Source organism: Paenibacillus oryzisoli, assembly GCF_050467285.1.
Classification (GTDB): Bacteria; Bacillota; Bacilli; order Paenibacillales; family NBRC-103111; genus Paenibacillus_E; species Paenibacillus_E oryzisoli_A.
The window spans coordinates 539,586-560,059 of the sequence record NZ_JBCMUN010000007.1 but is presented as its reverse complement, the minus strand read 5'-3'; the positions used below and the strand labels follow the sequence as shown (position 1 = coordinate 560,059).

General features: G+C 53.2%; 20 protein-coding genes. 18 read left to right on the top strand and 2 right to left on the bottom strand.

Annotated elements, in window-relative coordinates; translation table 11 throughout:
• Positions 1-22: 22 nt before the first annotated feature.
• The 3 genes from ABE504_RS14690 to ABE504_RS14680 are packed head-to-tail and all read left to right on the top strand — an operon-like array spanning position 23 to position 4,907.
• On the top strand, positions 23-898 hold the full coding sequence (locus ABE504_RS14690; protein ID WP_430089690.1) for a carbohydrate ABC transporter permease: 876 nt from the start codon (positions 23-25) through the stop codon (positions 896-898).
• A gap of 51 nt (positions 899-949) precedes the next feature.
• Positions 950-2,620 carry an extracellular solute-binding protein gene (locus ABE504_RS14685; protein WP_430089687.1) on the top strand — a complete coding sequence of 557 codons (1,671 nt, stop codon included), beginning with the start codon at positions 950-952 and terminating at the stop codon, positions 2,618-2,620.
• Positions 2,621-2,669: 49 nt separating this feature from the next.
• The gene (locus ABE504_RS14680; protein WP_430089684.1) at positions 2,670-4,907 is read left to right on the top strand and encodes an AraC family transcriptional regulator; all 2,238 of its coding nucleotides are present in this window, start codon (positions 2,670-2,672) and stop codon (positions 4,905-4,907) included.
• Between the two features lie 60 nt (positions 4,908-4,967).
• On the opposite strand, the gene ABE504_RS14675 is transcribed toward ABE504_RS14680, so the two are convergent.
• Both ABE504_RS14675 and ABE504_RS14670 read right to left on the bottom strand, forming a co-directional pair.
• On the bottom strand, positions 4,968-6,080 hold the full coding sequence (locus ABE504_RS14675) for an NADH:flavin oxidoreductase (protein WP_430089681.1): 1,113 nt from the start codon (positions 6,078-6,080) through the stop codon (positions 4,968-4,970).
• Between the two features lie 99 nt (positions 6,081-6,179).
• Positions 6,180-6,503: an ArsR/SmtB family transcription factor gene (locus tag ABE504_RS14670; protein WP_430089954.1), complete on the bottom strand. Its 324-nt coding sequence runs from the start codon at positions 6,501-6,503 to the stop codon at positions 6,180-6,182.
• 220 nt (positions 6,504-6,723) lie between these two features.
• On the opposite strand from ABE504_RS14670, the gene ABE504_RS14665 reads away from it, so the two are divergent.
• The 15 genes from ABE504_RS14665 (at position 6,724) to ABE504_RS14595 (ending at position 20,473) form a co-directional block, all read left to right on the top strand.
• On the top strand, positions 6,724-7,092 hold the full coding sequence (locus tag ABE504_RS14665; RefSeq protein ID WP_430089679.1) for a globin: 369 nt from the start codon (positions 6,724-6,726) through the stop codon (positions 7,090-7,092).
• 49 nt (positions 7,093-7,141) lie between these two features.
• The gene (locus ABE504_RS14660; protein ID WP_430089676.1) at positions 7,142-7,348 is read left to right on the top strand and encodes a hypothetical protein; all 207 of its coding nucleotides are present in this window, start codon (positions 7,142-7,144) and stop codon (positions 7,346-7,348) included.
• A 61-nt stretch (positions 7,349-7,409) separates the two neighbouring features.
• Complete coding sequence (locus ABE504_RS14655) at positions 7,410-8,393, top strand: PfkB family carbohydrate kinase (RefSeq protein ID WP_430089673.1); 984 nt, start codon at positions 7,410-7,412, stop codon at positions 8,391-8,393.
• 815 nt (positions 8,394-9,208) lie between these two features.
• Positions 9,209-9,913: a flagellar biosynthesis protein FlgA gene (locus ABE504_RS14650; RefSeq protein WP_430089671.1), complete on the top strand. Its 705-nt coding sequence runs from the start codon at positions 9,209-9,211 to the stop codon at positions 9,911-9,913.
• Positions 9,914-9,933: 20 nt separating this feature from the next.
• Positions 9,934-11,172, top strand: coding sequence for an AAA family ATPase (locus ABE504_RS14645; protein ID WP_430089669.1), 1,239 nt, complete (start codon positions 9,934-9,936; stop codon positions 11,170-11,172).
• Between the two features lie 16 nt (positions 11,173-11,188).
• Entirely contained in the window at positions 11,189-12,673 is a 1,485-nt protein-coding gene (locus tag ABE504_RS14640) for an ATPase, T2SS/T4P/T4SS family (RefSeq protein WP_430089666.1), read from the top strand.
• Positions 12,670-13,602, top strand: a complete 933-nt coding sequence (locus ABE504_RS14635) for a hypothetical protein (RefSeq protein ID WP_430089664.1) — start codon at positions 12,670-12,672, stop codon at positions 13,600-13,602. Before ABE504_RS14640 ends, ABE504_RS14635 begins: the two co-directional genes overlap by 4 nt.
• A 44-nt stretch (positions 13,603-13,646) precedes the next feature.
• The gene (locus ABE504_RS14630) at positions 13,647-14,546 is read left to right on the top strand and encodes a hypothetical protein (protein ID WP_430089661.1); all 900 of its coding nucleotides are present in this window, start codon (positions 13,647-13,649) and stop codon (positions 14,544-14,546) included.
• Positions 14,547-14,568: 22 nt separating this feature from the next.
• On the top strand, positions 14,569-14,718 hold the full coding sequence (locus ABE504_RS14625) for a hypothetical protein (protein WP_430089658.1): 150 nt from the start codon (positions 14,569-14,571) through the stop codon (positions 14,716-14,718).
• 12 nt (positions 14,719-14,730) lie between these two features.
• On the top strand, positions 14,731-14,877 hold the full coding sequence (locus tag ABE504_RS14620; protein ID WP_430089655.1) for a hypothetical protein: 147 nt from the start codon (positions 14,731-14,733) through the stop codon (positions 14,875-14,877).
• The gene (locus ABE504_RS14615; protein WP_430089653.1) at positions 14,874-15,299 is read left to right on the top strand and encodes a hypothetical protein; all 426 of its coding nucleotides are present in this window, start codon (positions 14,874-14,876) and stop codon (positions 15,297-15,299) included. The genes ABE504_RS14620 and ABE504_RS14615 overlap by 4 nt, the downstream gene beginning before the upstream one ends.
• A gap of 24 nt (positions 15,300-15,323) precedes the next feature.
• A complete protein-coding gene (locus tag ABE504_RS14610; RefSeq protein ID WP_430089650.1) occupies positions 15,324-15,806 on the top strand; it encodes a hypothetical protein in 483 nt (160 codons plus the stop codon).
• Positions 15,807-15,876: 70 nt separating this feature from the next.
• Entirely contained in the window at positions 15,877-17,073 is a 1,197-nt protein-coding gene (locus ABE504_RS14605) for a M24 family metallopeptidase (protein WP_430089647.1), read from the top strand.
• An 836-nt stretch (positions 17,074-17,909) separates the two neighbouring features.
• Positions 17,910-19,484 (top strand): extracellular solute-binding protein, encoded by a 1,575-nt coding sequence (locus ABE504_RS14600; RefSeq protein ID WP_430089645.1) that lies wholly within the window; start codon positions 17,910-17,912, stop codon positions 19,482-19,484.
• An 83-nt stretch (positions 19,485-19,567) separates the two neighbouring features.
• A complete protein-coding gene (locus ABE504_RS14595; RefSeq protein ID WP_430089642.1) occupies positions 19,568-20,473 on the top strand; it encodes an ABC transporter permease in 906 nt (301 codons plus the stop codon).
• Position 20,474 lies beyond the last annotated feature (1 nt).

The following is a 20,474-nucleotide window of genomic DNA, read 5'->3' as shown; positions in this document are numbered from 1 at the left end:
CGCATAATAGGAGGAAGGAGACATGAAACCAACGCTTGGGGAAAAATGGTTCTACGCCGTCAACTACGCGCTGCTTACGCTTGCGGCGCTCACCTGCCTGCTGCCCCTCGTCAACTTGGCGGCGGTCTCGCTGAGCGGCAGCCAGGCGGTCGCTTCCGGCAGGGTAACGCTCTGGCCGCAGGACCTGACCGTCAAATCGTACCGCATCCTTATGGAGGGAAGCTCCATCGGGAAGGCGTTCTTGAACAGCATCGAGCTGACCGTGGTCGGCGTCGCGCTCTGCTTGCTTTTCACACTGCTCGCGGCATACCCGCTGTCCAAGCGGGCATTCTACGCCCGCAAGCCGCTTACACTCGCGCTTATTTTCACGATGCTGTTCACCGGCGGCTTGATTCCGACGTATCTCGTCGTCAAATCGTTCGGCCTCATCAATACGTATGGCGCCATTTGGCTGCCTGGCCTCGTCAGTGTGTATAACATGATGATCATGAAAAGTCATTTTGAAAGCATGCCCGAGGAGCTCGAAGAAGCTGCCCGTATCGACGGCGCCGGGGAGTGGACGTTCATTTGGCGCATCCTGCTGCCGCTTTCCTTGCCGATGCTGGCGACGGTAGGCCTCTTTTATGGCGTTAATTATTGGAACGCGTTTATGAACGTCCTAATCTACATTAACGATACCGACAAATACAATCTGGCCGTGCTCGTGCAGAACATGATCCGCAGCCAGTCCCTCATGCAGTCGCTCAATAATTTGCAGCCGGAGGATACCGTGAATATTGCCGCTGAGGGAGTAAAGGCGGCGGGCATCGTCGTGATGATCGTGCCGGTGGTGATCGTGTACCCGGTGCTGCAGAAATATTTTGTGAAAGGTGCCATGATCGGAGCTGTCAAAGGGTAGGAAGCAGGAGCGCGTCATAAGACCTCGAAAATATAAGTGGGAGATGGGACAATGACAGTGTCTACGTGGAAAAAAGGATTCACCATCACGATGGTCGGCGGTGCTGCAATCGCAACTGTGCTGGCAGGCTGCTCCGATAAGGAAGCGGCGCAAACGCCGGCAGCTTCGACCGCTGGAGAAACGGCTGCCCAGACGCCGGCCAAACGGGGGAATATTACGGCCTCGACGTATGACCGGGGGACGGTCCCTGCGGAAGAAGGAACACCGGAGAACAACCGTTGGACCAAATGGATCAACGAGAACGGGCCGGCGAACGTCAAATTCATGGCCATTCCGCGCTTTGAATCGCAGCAGAAGTTTAACGTCATGTTCGCCTCGGGCACAGCGCCGGATGTTCTTTTTGAATATGACACCGCTTACAGAAACCAATTGTTCAGCCAAAAGCAGCTGATGCCTGTGGAGGATCTGATCAACAAATACAGCACGGAATATAAAAAACTGCTGACCCAATACCCGCAGCTTAAAAAGCTCGGCACGAAATCCGACGGCAAGCTGTATGAATTCGGCCGGATTAACGGTCTGACGCCGAACCATGTGCTGTTTATCCGCAACGATTGGCTGAAGAAGCTGAACCTGTCCGTACCGAAAACGACGGATGAGCTGTATCAGGTAGCCAAGGCGTTCGCCGAACAGGATCCGGATGGGAACGGCAAAAAGGACACCTATGGCATGGCGTTCAGCTTTGTCAGCGGCATGATCGTCGACTATACGTTCGGCAGCATTTTTACCATTTATGAAAAATACCCGTGGTACCCGGTAGACGGCAAACTTGTCCACGATTGGGATCGGACGAAAGCGGCGTTCAGCTTCAAGAAAAAGCTGTATGACGAGGGGATCGTCGATAAAGACTTCCTGACGGATTCCAAAGGGGAGAAGGCGAAGCAGGACTGGCTGAACGGCAAGCTCGGCATGTATGGCGCGAACGGCGGAGCCACGGATTTTGCAACATTTGAAGCGTTTAAAAAGAACAATCCCGATGCCGAAATCATTCCGATCGCCTTGCCGAAGAGCCCGTTTGGTCAATTTGCTCCAGCGATCAGCAATCCGGTTCAAATGACGACGATGATCAACGCGGGGACGAAAGATCCGGAAGCGGCGATGCGCTTTATCGACTTCCTCGTGAAGCCAAGCACGGCGCTGACCTTGTCCAAAGGGATCGAAGGCACGCATTATCAGATGCAAAACGGGTGCCCGCAAACGCTTGATGCAGAGAAGAGCAAGAAAGAAGTAAGCTACACCGGCGACCTGGGGATGCTTAGTTCTGTCGATTTGACGACGTACAAGAAGTGCAACAGTATCGACACGATCAACAACCCGACGGCGACGCAGAAGGAATTTTATCAAATGAAGGATCAGGCCTTCTCGATTTACTTGAACAAGGAAACGCCGATTCCGACGTTGACGCACCCCGAGCAGATGCCTGCCTTGCCGGCCGATCTGCAGCTCGTAGTGAACAATGCGTTTAAGACCATTATGGACATCTGGCAAAAAGCTGTCATTTCCGGCTCCTCGTACACCATCGATCAGGCGCTGAAGGATGCCATGGCGGCTTGGGAGAAAGCCGGAGGCTCGCAGGTCGACGATTGGTACGCGAAATGGTACGCCGAGAACAAGGATAAATGGTTCTTTACCCAGGATATGTACGATTTTATTGCCAAATAAACGGCTGCAGCTTCCCTCGAGCTGCAACGGCTAGGGGGAGGCGAAGCGCTTGAAGAAAACCGGTTACCGCAGATTGCTCTTCTCGTATGCGCCCATATTCTTTTTCCTGGTGACGGTGCTCTTGATCGTGTTCTTCATCTCAATCTACGAAATGACGCGAAAGGAAGCAGAGCGGGCGAACGGGGTATTTGCCGAACATGTGATGCAGACGCTCAACTACAGCTTGAAGTCGGTCGATCAATTGATGATCAAAGAAATATTAACGAACGAGACGTTCGCCAAGTTTTTTGCGCCGGGACACAGCACGGATTCCTATCTCTCCTACGAGGTATCCGAGAAAATGAAGGATCTGATGAACACGGTGCCTTACGTGCATTCCGCTTACTTGTACCGAAGGGATGACAATATGGTGCTCTCGGGCAATATTTACACGAAGGCGGATCTCTACGGGGATCGGGAATTTCTAACCACTTATGCGTATGCAGCCGACAGCAAAACCTATCAATGGAGCGATCCGAGGCCGTTCTCCGAGTTTTCGAGCGATCGTGCCGTAACCGTCGTTTCGCTTGTGAAAAAGGTTCCTTTGCTTAGCGGCAGCCAAGGCCTGATTGTGGTCAACGTCTCGACCGATACCCTGGTCGGTATATTTGAGGAGCTTGCGCAGTCTGATCTCAGCCAGCTGGTGCTGACCGACAGCCGGGGTCTGCCGATTGTGAAGCGTGGAGCCGCAGGAGGGCAAGCGGCCCCGGCGCTTGTCCCGGAGGAGCAGCGTGGAGCAGCTCTAGTCTCGGAGGTCAGCGGTTGGAAAATCTACGCGAGCATGAAGGGGCGCGGTGCGTTCGGCATTTTCAGCGCGTTGTCATATTCGTGGCTTGGGCTGGGCTTGATCGGCATCATCGTTTGTTTGTTCTGGCTCGTTCAGGCGTCGCGCAAGCAGTATAAACCGGTTGAAGCGATTGTCAATAGAGTGGGCCGTTTGGCGCAGCGCCGAACGGCGGAATGGAGCAGTAAGGTCGATGAGTTCGGCTACATCGAGCAGTCCATCGACCGGCTCGTTGCGCATGCAGAGGCTTTGGAGAAACAGGCGAGCGAAGGGAGCTTTTACCGCCGGAAGGTGCTGTTTCAAGAGATCATGGAAGGTCAGCGCATGCTGGAGGCGCGGGAGTGGGAGACGGAAGCGGCTTCCATCGGTTGGAGCGCCGGGCAGGGCGGATATGCCGCTGTCATCGTTGAAGTGGACAAATACGCGCAATTTCAAGAAGCTTACAGCGAGAAGGATCAGTACCTCCTCAAGTTTGTGCTTGTCAACGTGCTGCAAGAAATGGCGAAGAAGGAAGGGATGCCGCATTGGCAGGACTGGCTCTCTTCCCAGCAGTTGAACATCCTTTTTCAGCTTCACCCGGGCATGGAAGGACGTCTATCTGAGGTGATGGAGCAGGTCAGGGGTTGGGTGGCTGCCAATTTGAGCTTTACGATTACGGCTGCGGTTGGCGGCATGGTCTCGGATTTGAACGAAGTGGTCGTGTCGCGGGATGACGCGGAGCGGACGCTGCGCTACAAATCTACGCTCGGCGCCAATCGAGTGATTACGCCCCCGGTATGGAACGATAAGGAGCGGCACGGCATTTATGAGCAGCTGCAAAGCATTCACGAGCTGGCGATGCAGTATCGCTTAGGAGATGAGCAGTGGATCTCGACTTTCCATCGTATTGGGGACGCGCTCCGGCAGGGCATGTATGAGCGGGCGGAAATGGTCAATCTGATCTCCTTCCTCCAGTTTCAAATTACGAGAGAAATGGAAGAACTGTCCGCGGAATACCGCGGACTGTGGGAGCAGCAGCTATCGGGGATCGGGACCTTGCTGAGTTCGTTTGAAACCGTTGAAGAGTTGACAAGCCGGTTGTATGACATCCTGGCGGACGCCTCTTCGCAGATTGCCCTTCTTCGGGAACAGCGCAGCGTCAACGGTGTGATCCAGCAGGCGAAAGCCTACATTGAGCTTCACTACGCCAATCCGGATTTGTCCCTTGTACAGCTCGGCGATCTCTATCGACTGACACCGACGTATTTGAGCCGGATGTTCAAGGAGGAAGTCGGCGAGAAGCTCGTCGACTACGTCGCCAAAGTACGCATGGAGGCGGCGAAACACCTGCTGTTGACGACGAACGACCCCATTCAGGATATTGCTCTGCATGTAGGGTATGTGCATGCGTTCTCGTTTATCCGCATTTTTAAAAAGCTTGTCGGCTGTACCCCGGGAGACTACCGGAAGGAGCGGGCAAAATAAAGAAAGCGACAAGGAACTGTTCCTTGTCGCTTTTTCTGATACTGTCACTGGTCGACAGTATTAACTCAGCGTACCCAACGCCTCCCGCGTGAACGGCTGCAGCTCGTCAGTGCGCCCGTCGCGGATTTTGGCGACCCAAGCCGGGTCACTCAGCAGCGCGCGGCCGACGGCGACGAGGTCGAACTCGCCGCGGCCCAGGCGTTCGATCAGGCTGTCGATGCTGGCAGCCTCGCCGCCTTTGCCGGATTCGAACAGGCTCGTGAATTCGGAGTCCAGGCCGACGGAGCCCACGGTAATCGCAGGCTTGCCAGTTAACTTACGCGTCCAGCCCGCCAGGTTAAGATCGGAGCCTTCAAATTCCGGTTCCCAGAAGCGGCGCGTGGAGGCGTGAAAAATATCGACGCCGGCCTCAGACAGCCGCGCAAGGAATGGCTCCAGCTCTTCCGGAGTTAGGGCAAGCTTGGTATCGTAAGCTCCCGGCTTCCACTGGGAGAAGCGGAGAATAATCGGGAAGTCAGGTCCGACTGCGGCTCGCACCGCCTCGATGACTTCCACGGCAAAGCGGGTCCGGCCGACCAGATCGCCGCCATACTCGTCCGTACGCTTGTTGGTCACGTCCCAGAAAAACTGGTCGATCAGGTAGCCGTGCGCACCGTGTATCTCCACCGCATCGAAGCCGATGCGTTTCGCGTCGGCTGCCGCTTGCGCGTAAGCCTGAACGAGGCCGTGAATCTCCTCGGTGGTCAGCGGTTCGGATACTTTCTCACCGCTAAGGCTAAGGCCGGACGGGCCGATCGAATCGATGTTCGAATCGGGGAATTTACTTGCATCGCGGGCTGTGCCGGTATGCCAGATTTGCGGGGCGATTTTACCGCCAGCTTCATGGACCTCGCGGACGACACGCGCCCAGCCTGCCAGCGCTTCTTCGCCGTAAAAATGCGGCACGCCATGATCGGCAGCCGCTGCCGGATGGTTAATCACGGTGCCTTCGGTAATAATAAGGCCGACTTCATTCTCGGCTCTCCGGCGATAGTAACCGGCCACATCCGGGCCAGGAACGCCGCCTGGTGAAAAGCAGCGGGTCATGGGGGCCATGATAATCCGGTTTTTTAGCTGCAGCTTGCTGGTTGTGAAAGGCTCGAAAAGAGCCGCTGTTGTTGGGGCCTGGGTCATGAATGTTCTCCTCCTAATGCGATAAAGGTTTATTTATTAATACACATATACAAATATATAGATTAATAAATGAAAAAACAAGTGCTAAGAAAACGTTGGCTACATTTTCTTGGCCTGCAGCCCAAGGCCGGCGGTGAACTCCGCCAAGAAGGCGCTGATCGCTTCTTCATTGCGTCTGTAGTACGTCCACTGCCCATAGCGTCTGGACTCAAGCAGTCCCGCTTTTTGCATGGCGGACAAATAGGACGAGATCACAGACTGGGCTAGACCGGATTTTTCCTGAATGCTTCCGACACAGACACCCCCGGGAAATTCTTCTTTAATCAGCTTCGGCAGGTTCGCGTTCATCTGTTCCGGCTCCCGGAGCCAGCAGAGGATATTGAGACGAGTCTCATTCGACAAAGCCTTCAGTACCGCAAGCATATCTTCATGTTTCACTGCTCGACACCCATTCTTTGTTGGTTTGTTCCCAGTATACCAAAAGAGAGGCGTATGAGAAATATGAGAATTATCTTCATTCCGTTGACGAATCATTGCATGCGTTGCAAAGTGTGATTTGAATAACATCCTTGGTTTGATTCTTAGGGTAAACTATAGTAGAAGCGAGGTAATGACAGTGAGGCAGAGTGGAGGCGAATGAATCATGGAATTTTACGATTACATGGGCGGAGAAGAAACAATCCGAAAGATTGTCAATGCCTTTTATCCAAAAGTGCTGGCACATCCTTATCTTGCGCCAATATTCCCGGACGATATAGAACCATTGATTGAAAAGCAGTTTCAATTCTTGACGCAATTTTTTGGAGGCCCCTCTTTATATACAGACCTTCATGGCAATCCTATGATGAGAGCCCGGCATGCGCCATTCCCGATTACCACGGAGCGGGCAGAAGCTTGGCTGGCGTGTATGCAAAGCGCACTTGAGGAAGTCGTTCCATCCAATGAAGTGCGCGCGATTATTTTAGAACGATTGAAAGGACCGGCCTACTTTTTTGTAAATACGCGGGAGTAGAGAGAACGCTGCCGGCAGCGCTGAATTTTGTACGAAAGGGGCGAAACTCATGCTATCATTCATCTTTGTCGCGGTTATTTCAATCGTTGCCGTTATTGCCACATTTGCGGTCGGTTTTTCCAGACAAAATCAAGAAGAAGGCGACCAATATACGAAGACAACGAAGAAAAATATCGTCAATTTAACGCTGTTGAACGCGTTATACGTGGCTATTCTTGTCGTTGTTTTGTTGATTTATCTTAAGTATTTCAGATAATCGCACAAGAATGGTATCATGGTAACAGATGTCGGGGTCAGGAGAGGAGCATTTCGTTACCATGGGAAAAAGCTATGTGGTCAGCTTAGGGGAATTGCTGATTGATTTTGTGCCGGACGTCAATGGTCAGGCTTTGGCTGACGTCGCGAGCTTCGGGAAGGCGGCGGGCGGGGCGCCTGCCAACGTCGCGGCGGCGGTCGCCAGGCTCGGCGGCGACGCGCGGTTTATTGGGAAAATCGGCCGCGATGCGTTCGGCGATTTTCTCGTGCGCACGCTAGACGATGTCGGCGTGCATACGGCGGTTGTCCAGACCGACGAGGCGAAGACAGGTCTGGCGTTTGTGTCGCTGCGCGCCGATGGGGAGCGCGACTTTTTGTTTTTCCGCGACCCGGCGGCGGACATGCTGCTGCGGGCGGACGAAGTCCAGCCGCAGTGGCTGGAAGACGCCGCGGTCTATCATTTCGGCTCGGTGTCGCTGATCGCCGAGCCCTGCCGCACCGCGACGCTGGACGCTGCACGCCGCGCGCGGGAGCTTGGCGCATTGGTGTCGTACGACCCCAATGTGCGCCTGGCGCTGTGGCCGAGCCCGGAGGCGGCTCGGGCGGAAATTCTCGCACAGCTGCCGCTGGCGGATGTGGTCAAGGTGAGCGAGGAGGAAATCGAATTCCTCCTCGGCACCGACGCGACCACAGGGGCGCAGCAGCTGCTTAGCCAAGGGCCAAGCGTGATCATCATCACGCTTGGGGCCGCGGGCTGCCGCGTCGTGAGCGCGCGGCAGGATGTCGTGATCCCCGGCGTGTCGGTGACCGCCGTGGATACGACCGGCGCCGGCGACAGCTTCGTCGGCGCGATGCTGGTGCAGCTGGCGGCGCTGGGCGCAGCGCCCGCTGAGCTGGCGGACGCGCTCGCCGAGCCCGGCGTGGCGGAGCGCGTCTTCGCCTTCGCGAACCGCGTCGGCGCGTTGACGACGACGCGGCGGGGCGCGATCCCCGCGCTGCCGACGCGCGTGGAGGTGGAGGCGGCGTTCGGGCCGCTTGAGGTGTAGGAAGCGGCCTATGGTATGCGGATTCGGATTGAACGGCCTGGGCGGGTTTTAGCTGCTCGGGCGTTTCTTTGTGTGCGTTAGTTGTAGCAACCGGAACCACGCTAAGCTGTTTCCGTCTGGCCGCCCATCCAACCTCCTGCCCACCCACCTATCTAGTGATCAATCAACCCACTTGTGCGGGACCACACCTGCATTTTGTACATCAAATTCTCGTGTTCCGGCTTATTTCGGGTGGAGAACCTGCAGATCGTACAGTTCATTCTGGCCGAATCCCCCTAAATACGCCGATACTACTGCTTTTATGAAAATTTTAATGTAGCTTTTACATGTTGTTATCTTGTTTGGGGCTGTTTTGGAGAAAAAGATGTACCTTTTACAGGATCTGTCGCGAAATTTGATGGCGGAGGGGTGGCGTCGGTTACGGTGATGATGGCGGGGATGGGGAAAGACAGGCTGGAGAGCAGTTAAACTAGTTAAAATTTCGGTGCAGCCGTGTATGGTGATAAGTTTCGTTAAAGCGCAAGGTGGGTAGTGGATTATTGAAGCAACTGGTCCGATCCAGTGTGTCTTCAAGGATACCGGGATAAACTCGGGGATGCAATTTCTCGGTTGCCGGGACGAGCTGGAAGCGCGCACCCTCCCCCCTGACAAAATAAATGTTGAAATATGGAAAATTCTATGGTAATTTGGTTGTAATCACGATTTCAAATTCATAGGCTTGCCCTTTGCGAAGAACGCAAATTTCGGAGAATGTTCCGGAGTTGCGTTCTTTTTTGTTTTTCTTGGCGGGGCGGGCGAGGAAAGGGGAGAAAGGGGTGAATCGCAGAAGAAGTCTGCTGATCAGCGCGGCGGCGGCCCTGCTTGCCGGGCTGTTGGTCTATGGCGTGTACGTGCTGCAAGTGAGCCAAGTGGAGCTGCAGATGACGGTGCAGGTTGTGGTGCCGAAGGATTTTATCCGGGCTGGGGTGCTGATTCGCGAGGATATGCTGGAGCATAAAGCGGTGCCGCTGGGTGCGTATACGGAGGACATGATGACGCAGCTGAGCGATGCGGCCGGGAGGGAAGCGGCGATACCGTTAGGGGCGAAGGAGCCGATTTTGGCATGGAAAGTGAATCGGTATCATCTACTGCCGAATGCGGAAGAAGCGACGTTTCAGATTCCGAAGGAATACGTGCTGTCGATCTCAAACGGCATTCGGGCCGGCGATCAGGTTAGGCTGTATGTTTCCGGTTTGGACGGCAGCTCGCGGCGATTATTCGACGGGCAGGAGGTTCGTGTTGCCTCGGTCAAGTCGTCGTCCAATGTCGAGATCGACAATCCGAAAAGCTCGAATCTGCTCTCCAAAGTGGAAGGCGATGAGGAGAAAATGTACGCCTCCCGGCTGGAAGCCAACGGCGCGATCGATGCCGTCAATTTGAATTTGACGGAAGCCCAGTGGCTGCAAATCGACGCCCTCTGTAATACGAAAAAAGCGAAGCTGGTCATCGCATTCAGCTCGACCTCGATTTTACAACCCTAAGGGAAGGAGGTGCTGGCAACATGCACATCGGATTATTGTCGAACGACGACCGGCTCATCGACGAGCTGACGAACATTGTGTTTGCCAAGCCTTTAAGTTGGCGAATGTTTGAAAGCGCGTATGATTTACGGCATCAAGTAAGGGAGCAGTCATATTCGCATGTGATTGTCTCGGACAGGGAGATGGCATTCGGGGATTTGGCGGAGTGCCTGGAGCATATGGGGCAGGAATATCTTGCGACGAGGATCATTGTGCTCCTTTCGAATTATCATGATGCTGCGATCAACGAAAAATATGTGAAAATGTGCAAGCTTATGCAGCTCGATTATGTGCTCCCGGGGCGGAGCACCGCAGTTATCGCGGATCACATCCGCGCTTGGGTGGACGGTACCGTCACTGGACAATCTCAGCCGCGTGCGACGCAGGGAAAAATCATTACCTTCATCGGTTCCACACCGAATATCGGTACGACATTGGCTGCGGTTGGCGTGGCAAGCACACTCGCGCTGGAGACGCCGGGGAAAGTCGGCTTTCTATGCCTCAACCTCAAAAGCTCCAAGCTGCACCGCTATTTGGGACGGAATGGATCGTTCGTGACGCTGGACGGGCTGCGTGCGGAGCTTAAAGCGCAAAGCTTGACGGCGGAACGATTGCTGCAGGTCTGCGATCAGCCGAAAGAGGCGAATGGCCTGTATGTGCTGTACGGCAATTTGCTGCGCGAGCAGGCGGAATTTTTTACACCAGCCGAAATTGTGCATCTGCTGCGCGTCGCGCGAGCGGCTTTTGACGCGGTGGTGATTGAAGTGAATTCATATTGGGACAACGCAGCTACGGTAAGCGGTCTGCTTGAAGCAGATAGCAAAGTCGTCGTGACGACGGGCGATATTACGCATTTTCAAGAGGATTTTTCCAGATGGATTCGACAAGTGGGTTCGGTATTCGGCCTGAATCCGGACAGCTTCGAGCTCTTGGCGGTACAGACGGAGCGCCACGCGAAGCCTAGCGAGTTTACGCTTTCCGACATTCGCAAAGAGACGCAGCTCCATCTGATCGGGCACGTGTCCCGGCACGCGGATGCGCTGGCTTTGTGCAACCAGGGGAAACTGCTGGAGCTGTACGCTTCGCAGCATCCCATGCATTCAGAGGTGAGGGCTGTCGCGCGTAAATTCATCGATTACTACAAACTGCCGAGAAAGCTGCAAGTTAAGCCTGCGACCTGGGTACAGCGTCTGCTGATCGGGAAACGCGCAGCTACGTGATGAGAGGAGAGGGCCCATGAGCGGAAAACGGTTCTCCATGATTACCTACATGCATGAGCATCGCTATGAAGAAGCTGTGGGAGGTGAGGGCCATGCCGGCACCGGAGGGGGCGAATTTGAATCAACGCAGCTTGGTTCAGCTCATGCGTACGTAGAACCAGGCGTGGATGTGTCCCCGGCTGGAGAGGATGTGCTTTTTACCCAGTGGGTGCACGAGATTCGCGGTGAGCTGGTGGCCATGAAAAGCCGCTCGGAAATCGACAAGCAGCTCTACAATGAAACGCTGAATCGCGCGATTCTTGGCTATGAAGACGATCGGGGCAAGCTGTTGGCGATGATTCACGATCTCGTGTCCAAGCGAAGATTGTCGGGACGGCCGCCGAAAGCAAGCGGTTTTGCGACGCTTCCGGAAGCGATTTTTGCCGAAATTATTGGACTTAACGTACTAGAACTGATCATGAAGCAGCGGGAGGGGCTTGAGGAGATTCAGGTGGTGGGGCAGCGGATTTTTGAGGTTCGTGGAGGAGTCGCCAGACCATCCATATATACTTTGCCGTCCCTGCGCGAAGTCGAACGAATTCAGCAAAACCTGGTGCTGTTTAACCACGATACGCTCAATACGCGCAAACGCTGGGCGGAAGTCGTCCTGAAGGACGGCTCACGGGTAACCATGACGGGCTTCGGCTTTACGGCCGAGCCGACGTTAACGATCCGTTTTTACACGGTGAAAAGGTTTGAGCTTTCCGCCCTGGCCTCCCCCGAGTTGGCTACGCTCGACAGCAAAATGGAACGGCTGCTGCGGGGGCTGATTCAGACGTATTTTAACCTCGTCATTATCGGGCCTACGAACTCCGGCAAAACCAATTTGCTCAAAGCTCTCATCGCTGAAATGGATGACAATGAGCGAATCATCACGATCGAGTCACGCTTTGAACTGAATTTGAAACGGGATTTTCCTCACAAAAACATTGTGGAATACGAGATTGATGAAGAAGACCCCAAGCATTCGGGCATGCAGGCGTTTAAGCTGGCGCTCCGGCAATCGCCGAAACGCATCTGCCACGCCGAAATTCGGGATGACGACGCTAATTTATACGTTCGCGCCTGCACGCGCGGGCATGAGGGGAGCATGACGACCGTGCATGTCAGCGAGCTTGAGGATGTGCCGGATGCCATCGCCGACATGTGCATGCTGGACAATCGGGGCATGGATTCGACGCGGCTGACAAAACGCATTACGGAATTCGTGACACAGATCGGCATCGAAATGGCTGTTGTGGACCAAAAGCGAAAGATCGTGCGAATCGTCGAATATCGCTACGAGGACGGAGGCGTGCGCGTCACGGATTTGGCAGCATATGACAAGTCGACAGAGCGATGGACATTTCCCGGGAAATTGTCGCTTCATGCATCGCGCAAAGTACAAAAATCGAACCTGGATGCGTACAAACAGCTGCAAGATGAGGGTTTTATCGAGAAAGAAGGCGATTTAGAGGCGTGATTGCAGCTAAGTATGCGTTGCTTTTGCTCTTATTTCTGTTATTTTATGTGATTGCCCATACGCTGCTTGGGGCGTTGATCCGACAAAGAAAGGCGAGATTCCGGCTTCATCATGTGCAGAGTAGCCAGTTGAGCGCACGATTCAGCGAATTTTTGGGAAATCATAGCGGGGTCTATCGACATGTGAAGGACATGCTGGAATCCGTCGAATCGAACGTTAGCATGAAGACGCTCGCGACGATGAGCGGGGTGCTGCTTTGCATGGGCATGATGGTTGGCAGTTTGTTTTTTCAATCGCTCAAAGGGGTGCTCATCGCAACGGTCATCGGAGGCTCGCTGCCCTATATGGTGCTGCGGCTTCGGCAGGTCGGCATTCGGCTGCAGACGAGATTGGAGTTTTTGCCGGCTGTGGAGGTTTTTTATCAGTATTACATGGTCGATCCGAATAAAAATATGAAGATCGCCCTGAAATATTGCTTGGAGGAAAATCGTCTCTTATATCCGATCAAACCGGTATTTGAGCAGCTCTATCGCAATCTTATGACACAGCGGAGCACGGAGGAAAGTCTGCGGTTGTTCGCTTTGACACTGGGGCATGCGTGGGCGGACGATTTTGTCGGGATATTGCGTGTGACATTGACGGAAGGGATTCCGGTGGGCGACAGCTTGAAGCAGTTAATTGTCGATATGCGCAAAGCGCAGCGTTCGGACCAACTCGAGCGAAATCGACTGCTGGAAATTCGCATCGCCAACTTTACGCCAATTGTGTTTCTGTTTATTTTTCTAGGCATTAACTTCAAAGTAAGTCCGGATAACGCATTCCAGTATTATATTGTGGATCCTGCGGGGCGAAATATGATTTTGGACGCGCTGTTGCTGATTTTCGCATCGTTTCTGATGGGGATTTATTTATCGATGCGGAGAATGTGAGGCGTTTGTTCATATTGTTGGAGATTTTGGAGTGGAGGCGCTCTATGGTCATTGTTCAATCGCAGCTTGTGATGCTGCAGGCTTTTAGTTATGCGACGTTGTTTGTATTTGCGGGACTGGCGTTCTACCACGCTTTGCAGGCGGTGCCAAGCCGCCCCAGGAGATGGCGTCCTCGACATGGCGCTGCTGCACTGACAACGATGGAGCTGCCGGGTTGGTGCTTAGCCTTGTTTGGCATGAAGCCGAAAAAGGTGGAGCATAAACGCCAATTGCTGCAGGGATGCGGTATCGCGCTGCACGCTCAACTGTATGAAGCGGTCCGAAGAGCCTTGTTAGCGCTGATCTTAGCGGGGTTCGTGCTAGGCTATGAGGCGCTAAAGTACCCCGGTCTCACACTGCATGTACAGCCGGTTTATGTGATGGCGGGAGCGGCAGCGGGGTTTATTTTCGGGTTCTGGGATGAAAAGCTCCTCGCGCAGGTGAAGGATCGCAGAAGCCAGCGCATCGTGAGGGATATTTATGCGGTGAGCCGCCAGCTGTTGTTTTACGCGGAGTCCAGGCGCAATGTGCACGAGAAGCTGAGTCTTTGTGTGATGCAGACGACAGTTCTGCGGCCGCACTTGCAGCTCTTACTGAATGAATGGTATCAAGGCGCGGAGGAGGCGATCGCCGGCTTCAAGCAGCGCGTGGGTACGGAGGAAGCGCACAGCTTCGGGGAAACGCTCAATGCGCTGCGGCTTCACGATCATGCCGACTACTATCAATTGCTGCGCCAGCGTGTGCAGGATTACAAAGATAAAATCGAGCTGATTCGGGATTCGAAGAAGGAGACAGTTTCGTATGTGCTGTTCGTACTCGCGGGATTGCCGATTTTGAATACGTTTCGGGTTTTTATGTACCCTTGGATCGCCGAGGGGCAGCGCTTGTTTCACAGTATTAATTAAAGTGTCAGGAGAGTGGGATACGATGAGAAATATATTAGTTACAGTCATGATGCTAATTGTCGTCGCGCTGCTGTTTACGTCCATTATTAACGACGGCTCGACAGGCGTCAGACGTAATATTGCGACGCATGGCACGAGAGCGAATACAGATATTACGGCTTTAGAGCCCTAAGGAGGGGCGGGCATGAGGTCGATTCTGGTTACGATGTTGCTGTTGATCGCCGTGCTGTGGATTTATCGGGAGACGGTGGAGGGCAGCACGGGAACGCGCCAGTCGGTTCATGACCGAGGGGCGTCCATCAATGGCACAATTGAGCGGATCAATCCATGAAACAGATTCTGGTGTTTATTTTATTTGCGACGATGCTTTGCTGGCTGATGTTTGCGCCGGTGTACAAGCATGTACTGATTGCGAGGCAGGCGATGCTGCAAAAGGAGGTCGATTATTTGCTCGAAATCGGCGCGAACGGTCGGCATGGCTATATTAATGAGGCGATGCTGGCGGAGTCCCGCACACGGCTGGCGGAAAGCGGCTTTGTACCGGGCGATCTGGTGTACACGGTGGAAACGGATACGGGCGTGAATGCCATGACTGCGGCTGCGCCGGTCGTCCGGGGAACCGGGATGCGGCTGACGATTACGTATCCGTATCATCGGCTCATGGTGATCGATCGGCTGATCGGTGTCACGGTGCCTGCTGAAACGGATCGCATGGGGGCTGCCGGGATGAAAATGAGCGAGTATGTCCCGTGAAGGGCAGGCGGGAGTGATGGTGAGATGTACAAGCTGCTGCTGCTTGTCTTGATGACGAGCTTGTTTATGTCGCTGTACGCCCTGCAAACTGATGAAGAAGTGGCCATGCACGCCTTGTTTCAAGGAAAGCATGCGCTGAACGATGCCGTCCATGCGGCTGCGCAGATGAGCGATCCCGACCAGCTTGCGCGGGGCGTTCATGCGATTGATGAACCGCGGGCCCAAAGTGCGGCGATGCACTATTTGCAGGCGAACTTGAGACTTAACGGGGCGAATGATCCGCTGCCGGGCACGTTTTGGCGTTCTCGGGTGGAAGTCGTGTTATTTAAGGTCGTCAATCAAGGGGAGACCTTCCCTTACACGTACCGCAATGAGGCCTACGACTACACCGTGACGCTGGACCGGCCGGGGGTCATCATGTTTATTCGGCTTGCGTATCCGAGAACATATGCGATTTTGCAGCCCATTACGTGGACGGTGAAGTCTTCTGCGGAAATGGTGTTTTAATAGTATAATGAGGGGAAGTGGTGATTGCCGGCCGTCAGTATGTCGGCACCGGAAAGGAGCGCAGATCAGGATGAGTATTTTTAAGGAAAGGCAGCAGAAGCTGCAGGCGGAATTGGTCGCAAGAGGATGGGACGGCTATCTGGTCGCTTATCACGTTGATATATTTTACTACTGCGGGTCCATGCAGACGGGGTATTTGTTCATCCCCGCCGAAGGGGAGGCGGTGTATCTTGTGCGGCGCAGCCTCGTGCGCGCCGAGGAGGAAGCAGCCGCCGACGTCGAAGCGCTTGGCTCGCTGAAGACGCTCGGCGAGCGGCTGCGCGCGCGCTGCGCCGGCGCGGCAGGTTCCGCAGCGGGCGATGCCCCGCCGCTGCGCATCGCGACCGAGCTGGACGTGGTTCCCGTCCAGCTGTTCGCGAAGCTGCAGACCGCGCTGCCCGGCGCGGTCTGGGAAGACGGCTCGCAGCTCGTGCGCGAGCAGCGGATGCTCAAATCGCCGGACGAAGTCGCGGCGATTCGAAAGGCGGCGCGCGTCGCAGACGCGGCGCTGGAGACGGTCATCCCCCACATTCGTGAGGGGATGACAGAGCTGGAGCTGATGGCGATGCTCGAGCATCAGCTGCGGCTGCAGGGGCACCAAGGGATCATGCGCATGCGCGCGTTCAATTCCGAGCTGATCACCGGAATGGTCGCGGCAGGCGCTTCGGCGGCGGTGCCCACCTATTTTGACGGGCCGGCCGGGGGCACGGGGCTCCACCCGTCCAGCCCGCAAAGCTCAGGCCGCGCGCCGATCCGGCGCGGCGACCCGATTCTCGTCGATCTCGGCTGCATGATCGACGGCTATTTGATCGATCAGACGCGGACGCTCGTGATCGGCGATGTGGACCCCGAGCTGCAGCGGGCGTACGACGTGGCGGAGCAGGTGCTCCGCGCCACGGAGGCGAGGCTGCAGCCTGGCACCATAGCCGAGCATCTGTACCTGCTCGCGCTGGATCAAGTGCAGGAAGCGGGGCTGAGCGCCCACTTCATGGGGTACGGCGCCGACCAAGTGAAATTCCTTGGTCACGGCATCGGGCTCGAAATCGACGAGCTGCCCGTCCTCGCCAAAGGGTTCCGAATCCCGCTGGCGCCCGGCATGGTCATTGCCATCGAGCCGAAGTTCACCTTCCCAGGCCGCGGCGTGGTCGGGGTGGAGGACACCTACTTGATCACGGAAGACGGATACGAGAAATTGTCGGTTTCTCGGGAGGGGCTGCGGCGGTTGTGAATTGTATAAATTGTATTTGAGCTTGTCCCTATATTTCATTTAAATCGAAAGCAGCTTCTCGAGATTGTTCGGGCAGCTGCTTTGTTGTTGTGGCAGCCTTTTCACTCGAGGAGCGAGAGCATTTCCATATGCTGCACTGGATTTGCATCTCATGACAATCAACCCTTGCAAGCTGATCTCAACAATGACAGATTGTATAAATTAGCGACCTGGTAGGCTTCTACGGCATCAGCATGTATATTAGGTACTTTGTCGAAGAGGGGGGATTTCTGCAAAAGGCAGGTGAGCAAATTCAGTGAAGCTTATCATTTGATGACATGGTCATGAAGTAAGCAGAACCAATCGAATTGCAAATTGCGATAGCGTGGTCTCACTCCCTATACTGAGGCAGAACAAACAGAAACGAGTCATCGATGAAGGGAGGAGTAAGACGGGGGGCCACGGCTAGAGTGCTTGTGATCGGAGCCGCTTCGCAGGTATAGAATTGGCCCGGAGGTTAGAGCGCAAGGATTACTAGTAGAGCGGACGATGCTTGTTGGGCATGAATTTATCAATAGCTATCGCCCAGGTCATAATTGGAACTAAACTCGGCAGCCAATCCAATTAATGACCGAGGTTCTCCAATCCGCATGTATATTTACTCACTTGCCAGACCGATTTAACGAATCAACGAAGTTCTGGAAGCTCACACCGCACGTTGGCAATGCGGGGCTGCCTCATAATGTCATCAAATGCAAGTTGATTTTAGGATTGCTCATAGATTTTTATCCATTCAGCGTTTACGCTGAAGAAAATTAACGATTTGAAATACGTAGAAAAAAATGGAGGTCATATCAATGAAATGGCAAGCGACCGTAGTTACTTTGACTGTGGCAGGAAGCCTTCTGGCTGGATGTTCATCCAATAGCAATAGTGAGGCACCAGCCTCTAGCACGCAGCCATCAGCGGCTGTTCCAATAAAGCTTTCCTATTGGACAGCGGTTACTGCTGATGTTACCCGATCCTTGAAAAATTATGGTGAATCTCTATTCTACCAAGAAATGGAAAAGAAGACGAATGTAAAAATTGAGTTTCAACATCCAGCTGTTGGCAGCGAGAACGAACAGTTTAACTTGTTAGTCGCGTCAGGGAATTTGCCTGACATCATTGAAAGGGATTTTACTACTTATCCTGGAGGTCCACAGAAAGCGATTTCAGACAAGGTGCTAATCAAGCTGAATGACATCATCGATAAAAATGCGCCTAATTTGAAAAAGTATTTGGCCGATCATCCTGATATTAAGCGAGAGATTAGTACGGATGATGGCACCATTTATGCCTTCCCTGGAATCGGGATCGGCAACAACGCGGTATCCGGGGGGATGGTGCTTCGCAAAGATTGGTTGAATGAACTCAAACTTGAAGTACCTGTCACAATGGATGATTGGACGAATGTGCTAAGACAATTCAAAGAGAAGAAAGATGCAAAGGCGCCACTTACCTTGAGGCTCACCGATTTTAATCGCGAAATGTTTAACGGTGCCTACGGAATTGGATGGGATTTTTATCAAGAAAACGGCAAAGTCAAATTTGGGCCCTATGATTCGAAGTATAAAGACTATTTGGCTCAGTTAAATGCCTGGTACAAGGAAGGCCTGCTTGACCCGGATTTTGCCACGCAAGATGCCAAGTCTTTAGATGCGAAAGCGGCAAATGGAAGCTCAGGCGCATTCTTTGCCTTTATCGGCAGCGGGATGGGGAAATATTTGAACGCCGCTCAAGGCACATATGATCTTGCAGGAGCGCCGTATCCTGTGCTTCATAAGGGAGAAGAGCCGCGATTTATCAACAAACCTTTCGATTACAGAGGGGGAGGAAGCGCAGGTATTACGCCTTCCAATAAATACCCCGCGGAAACCGCCAAGTGGTTGGATTATCACTATTCCGATGAGGGTCATATGTTGAAATCATTTGGGGTAGAAGGGGTAACTTACACGATGGTGAACGGATACCCTAAGTATACGGATTTGATTATGAAAAATCCAGATAAGCTCTCAGTTGGTGAGGCCATGGCCAAATATTTGCGAGTTTCTACGCCTTCCCCTGGATTCGTCGGTGACGATCGATACATTGATCAGTATTATCCTCTTCAGAGTCAGAAGGACGCCTCGGCGATATTCAGCCGTCATCAGAAAAATGCAACAGCCGTCCTGATGCCTCGCGTGACGCCAACAGTCACAGAAGCAAGTGAGTTGTCCACTATTATGTCCGAAGTGAAAACGTATCAGAACGAAATGTTCTTGAAGTTCATTATGGGTGTCGAGCCGCTTGCCAATTTTGACAAATATATTTCCCAAATGAAGTCGCTCAAGATTGAACGAGCCATCGCGATCCAACAAAATGCACTTGATCAATATAATAAACGCAAATAGATAAAGAGTGCTTCAGGCAGAGCTAACAGATTGCTGCGATGCTCTGTCTGAACTCCTTAATGAGACCGATAGGAGCGTGCAACATGAGAAGCGTGCTGCAGGATTACCACAAACATAAATATTTATATTTCATGATCTCACCCGTTGTTGTTTTCTATGTCTTGTTTCACTATGTCCCCATGTATGGAGCCATCATTGCCTTCAAGGATTACCGAGTTGCCGAAGGATTTCTTAGCAGTCCCTGGGTAGGATTTCAACATTTCACCACTTTTTTTGAGAGCTTTTATTTTTGGAGGCTTCTAAAGAACACTCTGCTGCTGAATTTGTATTCGCTAGTATTCACCTTCCCAGCACCAATCCTATTTGCCCTCTTAATCAATGAAATAGGAGGCCGTTTTTTTAAGAAAGCGCTGCAATCGATTACCTATCTTCCTCATTTCATATCCCTTATTGTCATTTGCGGAATGATCAATCAGTTCGTGGCAAGAGAAGGCGTCATCATGGATATCCTTGTTTGGTTTGGTATGGATCGGACTTCGTTGCTATCGCATCCCGAATTTTTCCGAGTGATCTATATAACTTCCGACATTTGGCAGAGTGTTGGATGGGGGTCCATCATCTATCTAGCTGCCATCACCGGGATCAATCCAGAATTGTATGAGGCATCCCGGGCCGATGGAGCAGGGAAGTGGAGACAGACTCTAAATATTACGCTGCCCGGCATTGCGCCAATCATTATCATCCTGTTCATTCTGAAAATCGGGCACATGCTTGATGTGGGATTCGAGAAAATCATTCTTTTGTATAATCCCAACACCTATGAAACCGCTGACGTCATTAGTACTTTCGTCTATCGTAAAGGACTTGGTGACTCATTCGAATTTAGCTACGCTACAGCCGTAGGATTGTTTCAATCTGCATTGAATTTTATGTTGCTCATCACAGCCAACAAGATTAGTCGAAGACTGGGCGAAAGCAGCTTATGGTGAG

Coding starts and splice junctions, on each gene's coding strand:
- ABE504_RS14690 (WP_430089690.1), top strand. CDS start 23: ATGAAACCAACGCTTGGGGAAAAATGGTTCTACGCCGTCAACTACGCG.
- ABE504_RS14685 (WP_430089687.1), top strand. CDS start 950: ATGACAGTGTCTACGTGGAAAAAAGGATTCACCATCACGATGGTCGGC.
- ABE504_RS14675 (WP_430089681.1), bottom strand. CDS start 6,080: ATGACCCAGGCCCCAACAACAGCGGCTCTTTTCGAGCCTTTCACAACC.
- ABE504_RS14670 (WP_430089954.1), bottom strand. CDS start 6,503: ATGCTTGCGGTACTGAAGGCTTTGTCGAATGAGACTCGTCTCAATATC.
- ABE504_RS14665 (WP_430089679.1), top strand. CDS start 6,724: ATGGAATTTTACGATTACATGGGCGGAGAAGAAACAATCCGAAAGATT.
- ABE504_RS14660 (WP_430089676.1), top strand. CDS start 7,142: ATGCTATCATTCATCTTTGTCGCGGTTATTTCAATCGTTGCCGTTATT.
- ABE504_RS14655 (WP_430089673.1), top strand. CDS start 7,410: ATGGGAAAAAGCTATGTGGTCAGCTTAGGGGAATTGCTGATTGATTTT.
- ABE504_RS14645 (WP_430089669.1), top strand. CDS start 9,934: ATGCACATCGGATTATTGTCGAACGACGACCGGCTCATCGACGAGCTG.
- ABE504_RS14640 (WP_430089666.1), top strand. CDS start 11,189: ATGAGCGGAAAACGGTTCTCCATGATTACCTACATGCATGAGCATCGC.
- ABE504_RS14630 (WP_430089661.1), top strand. CDS start 13,647: ATGGTCATTGTTCAATCGCAGCTTGTGATGCTGCAGGCTTTTAGTTAT.
- ABE504_RS14625 (WP_430089658.1), top strand. CDS start 14,569: ATGAGAAATATATTAGTTACAGTCATGATGCTAATTGTCGTCGCGCTG.
- ABE504_RS14620 (WP_430089655.1), top strand. CDS start 14,731: ATGAGGTCGATTCTGGTTACGATGTTGCTGTTGATCGCCGTGCTGTGG.
- ABE504_RS14615 (WP_430089653.1), top strand. CDS start 14,874: ATGAAACAGATTCTGGTGTTTATTTTATTTGCGACGATGCTTTGCTGG.
- ABE504_RS14610 (WP_430089650.1), top strand. CDS start 15,324: ATGTACAAGCTGCTGCTGCTTGTCTTGATGACGAGCTTGTTTATGTCG.
- ABE504_RS14605 (WP_430089647.1), top strand. CDS start 15,877: ATGAGTATTTTTAAGGAAAGGCAGCAGAAGCTGCAGGCGGAATTGGTC.
- ABE504_RS14600 (WP_430089645.1), top strand. CDS start 17,910: ATGAAATGGCAAGCGACCGTAGTTACTTTGACTGTGGCAGGAAGCCTT.
- ABE504_RS14595 (WP_430089642.1), top strand. CDS start 19,568: ATGAGAAGCGTGCTGCAGGATTACCACAAACATAAATATTTATATTTC.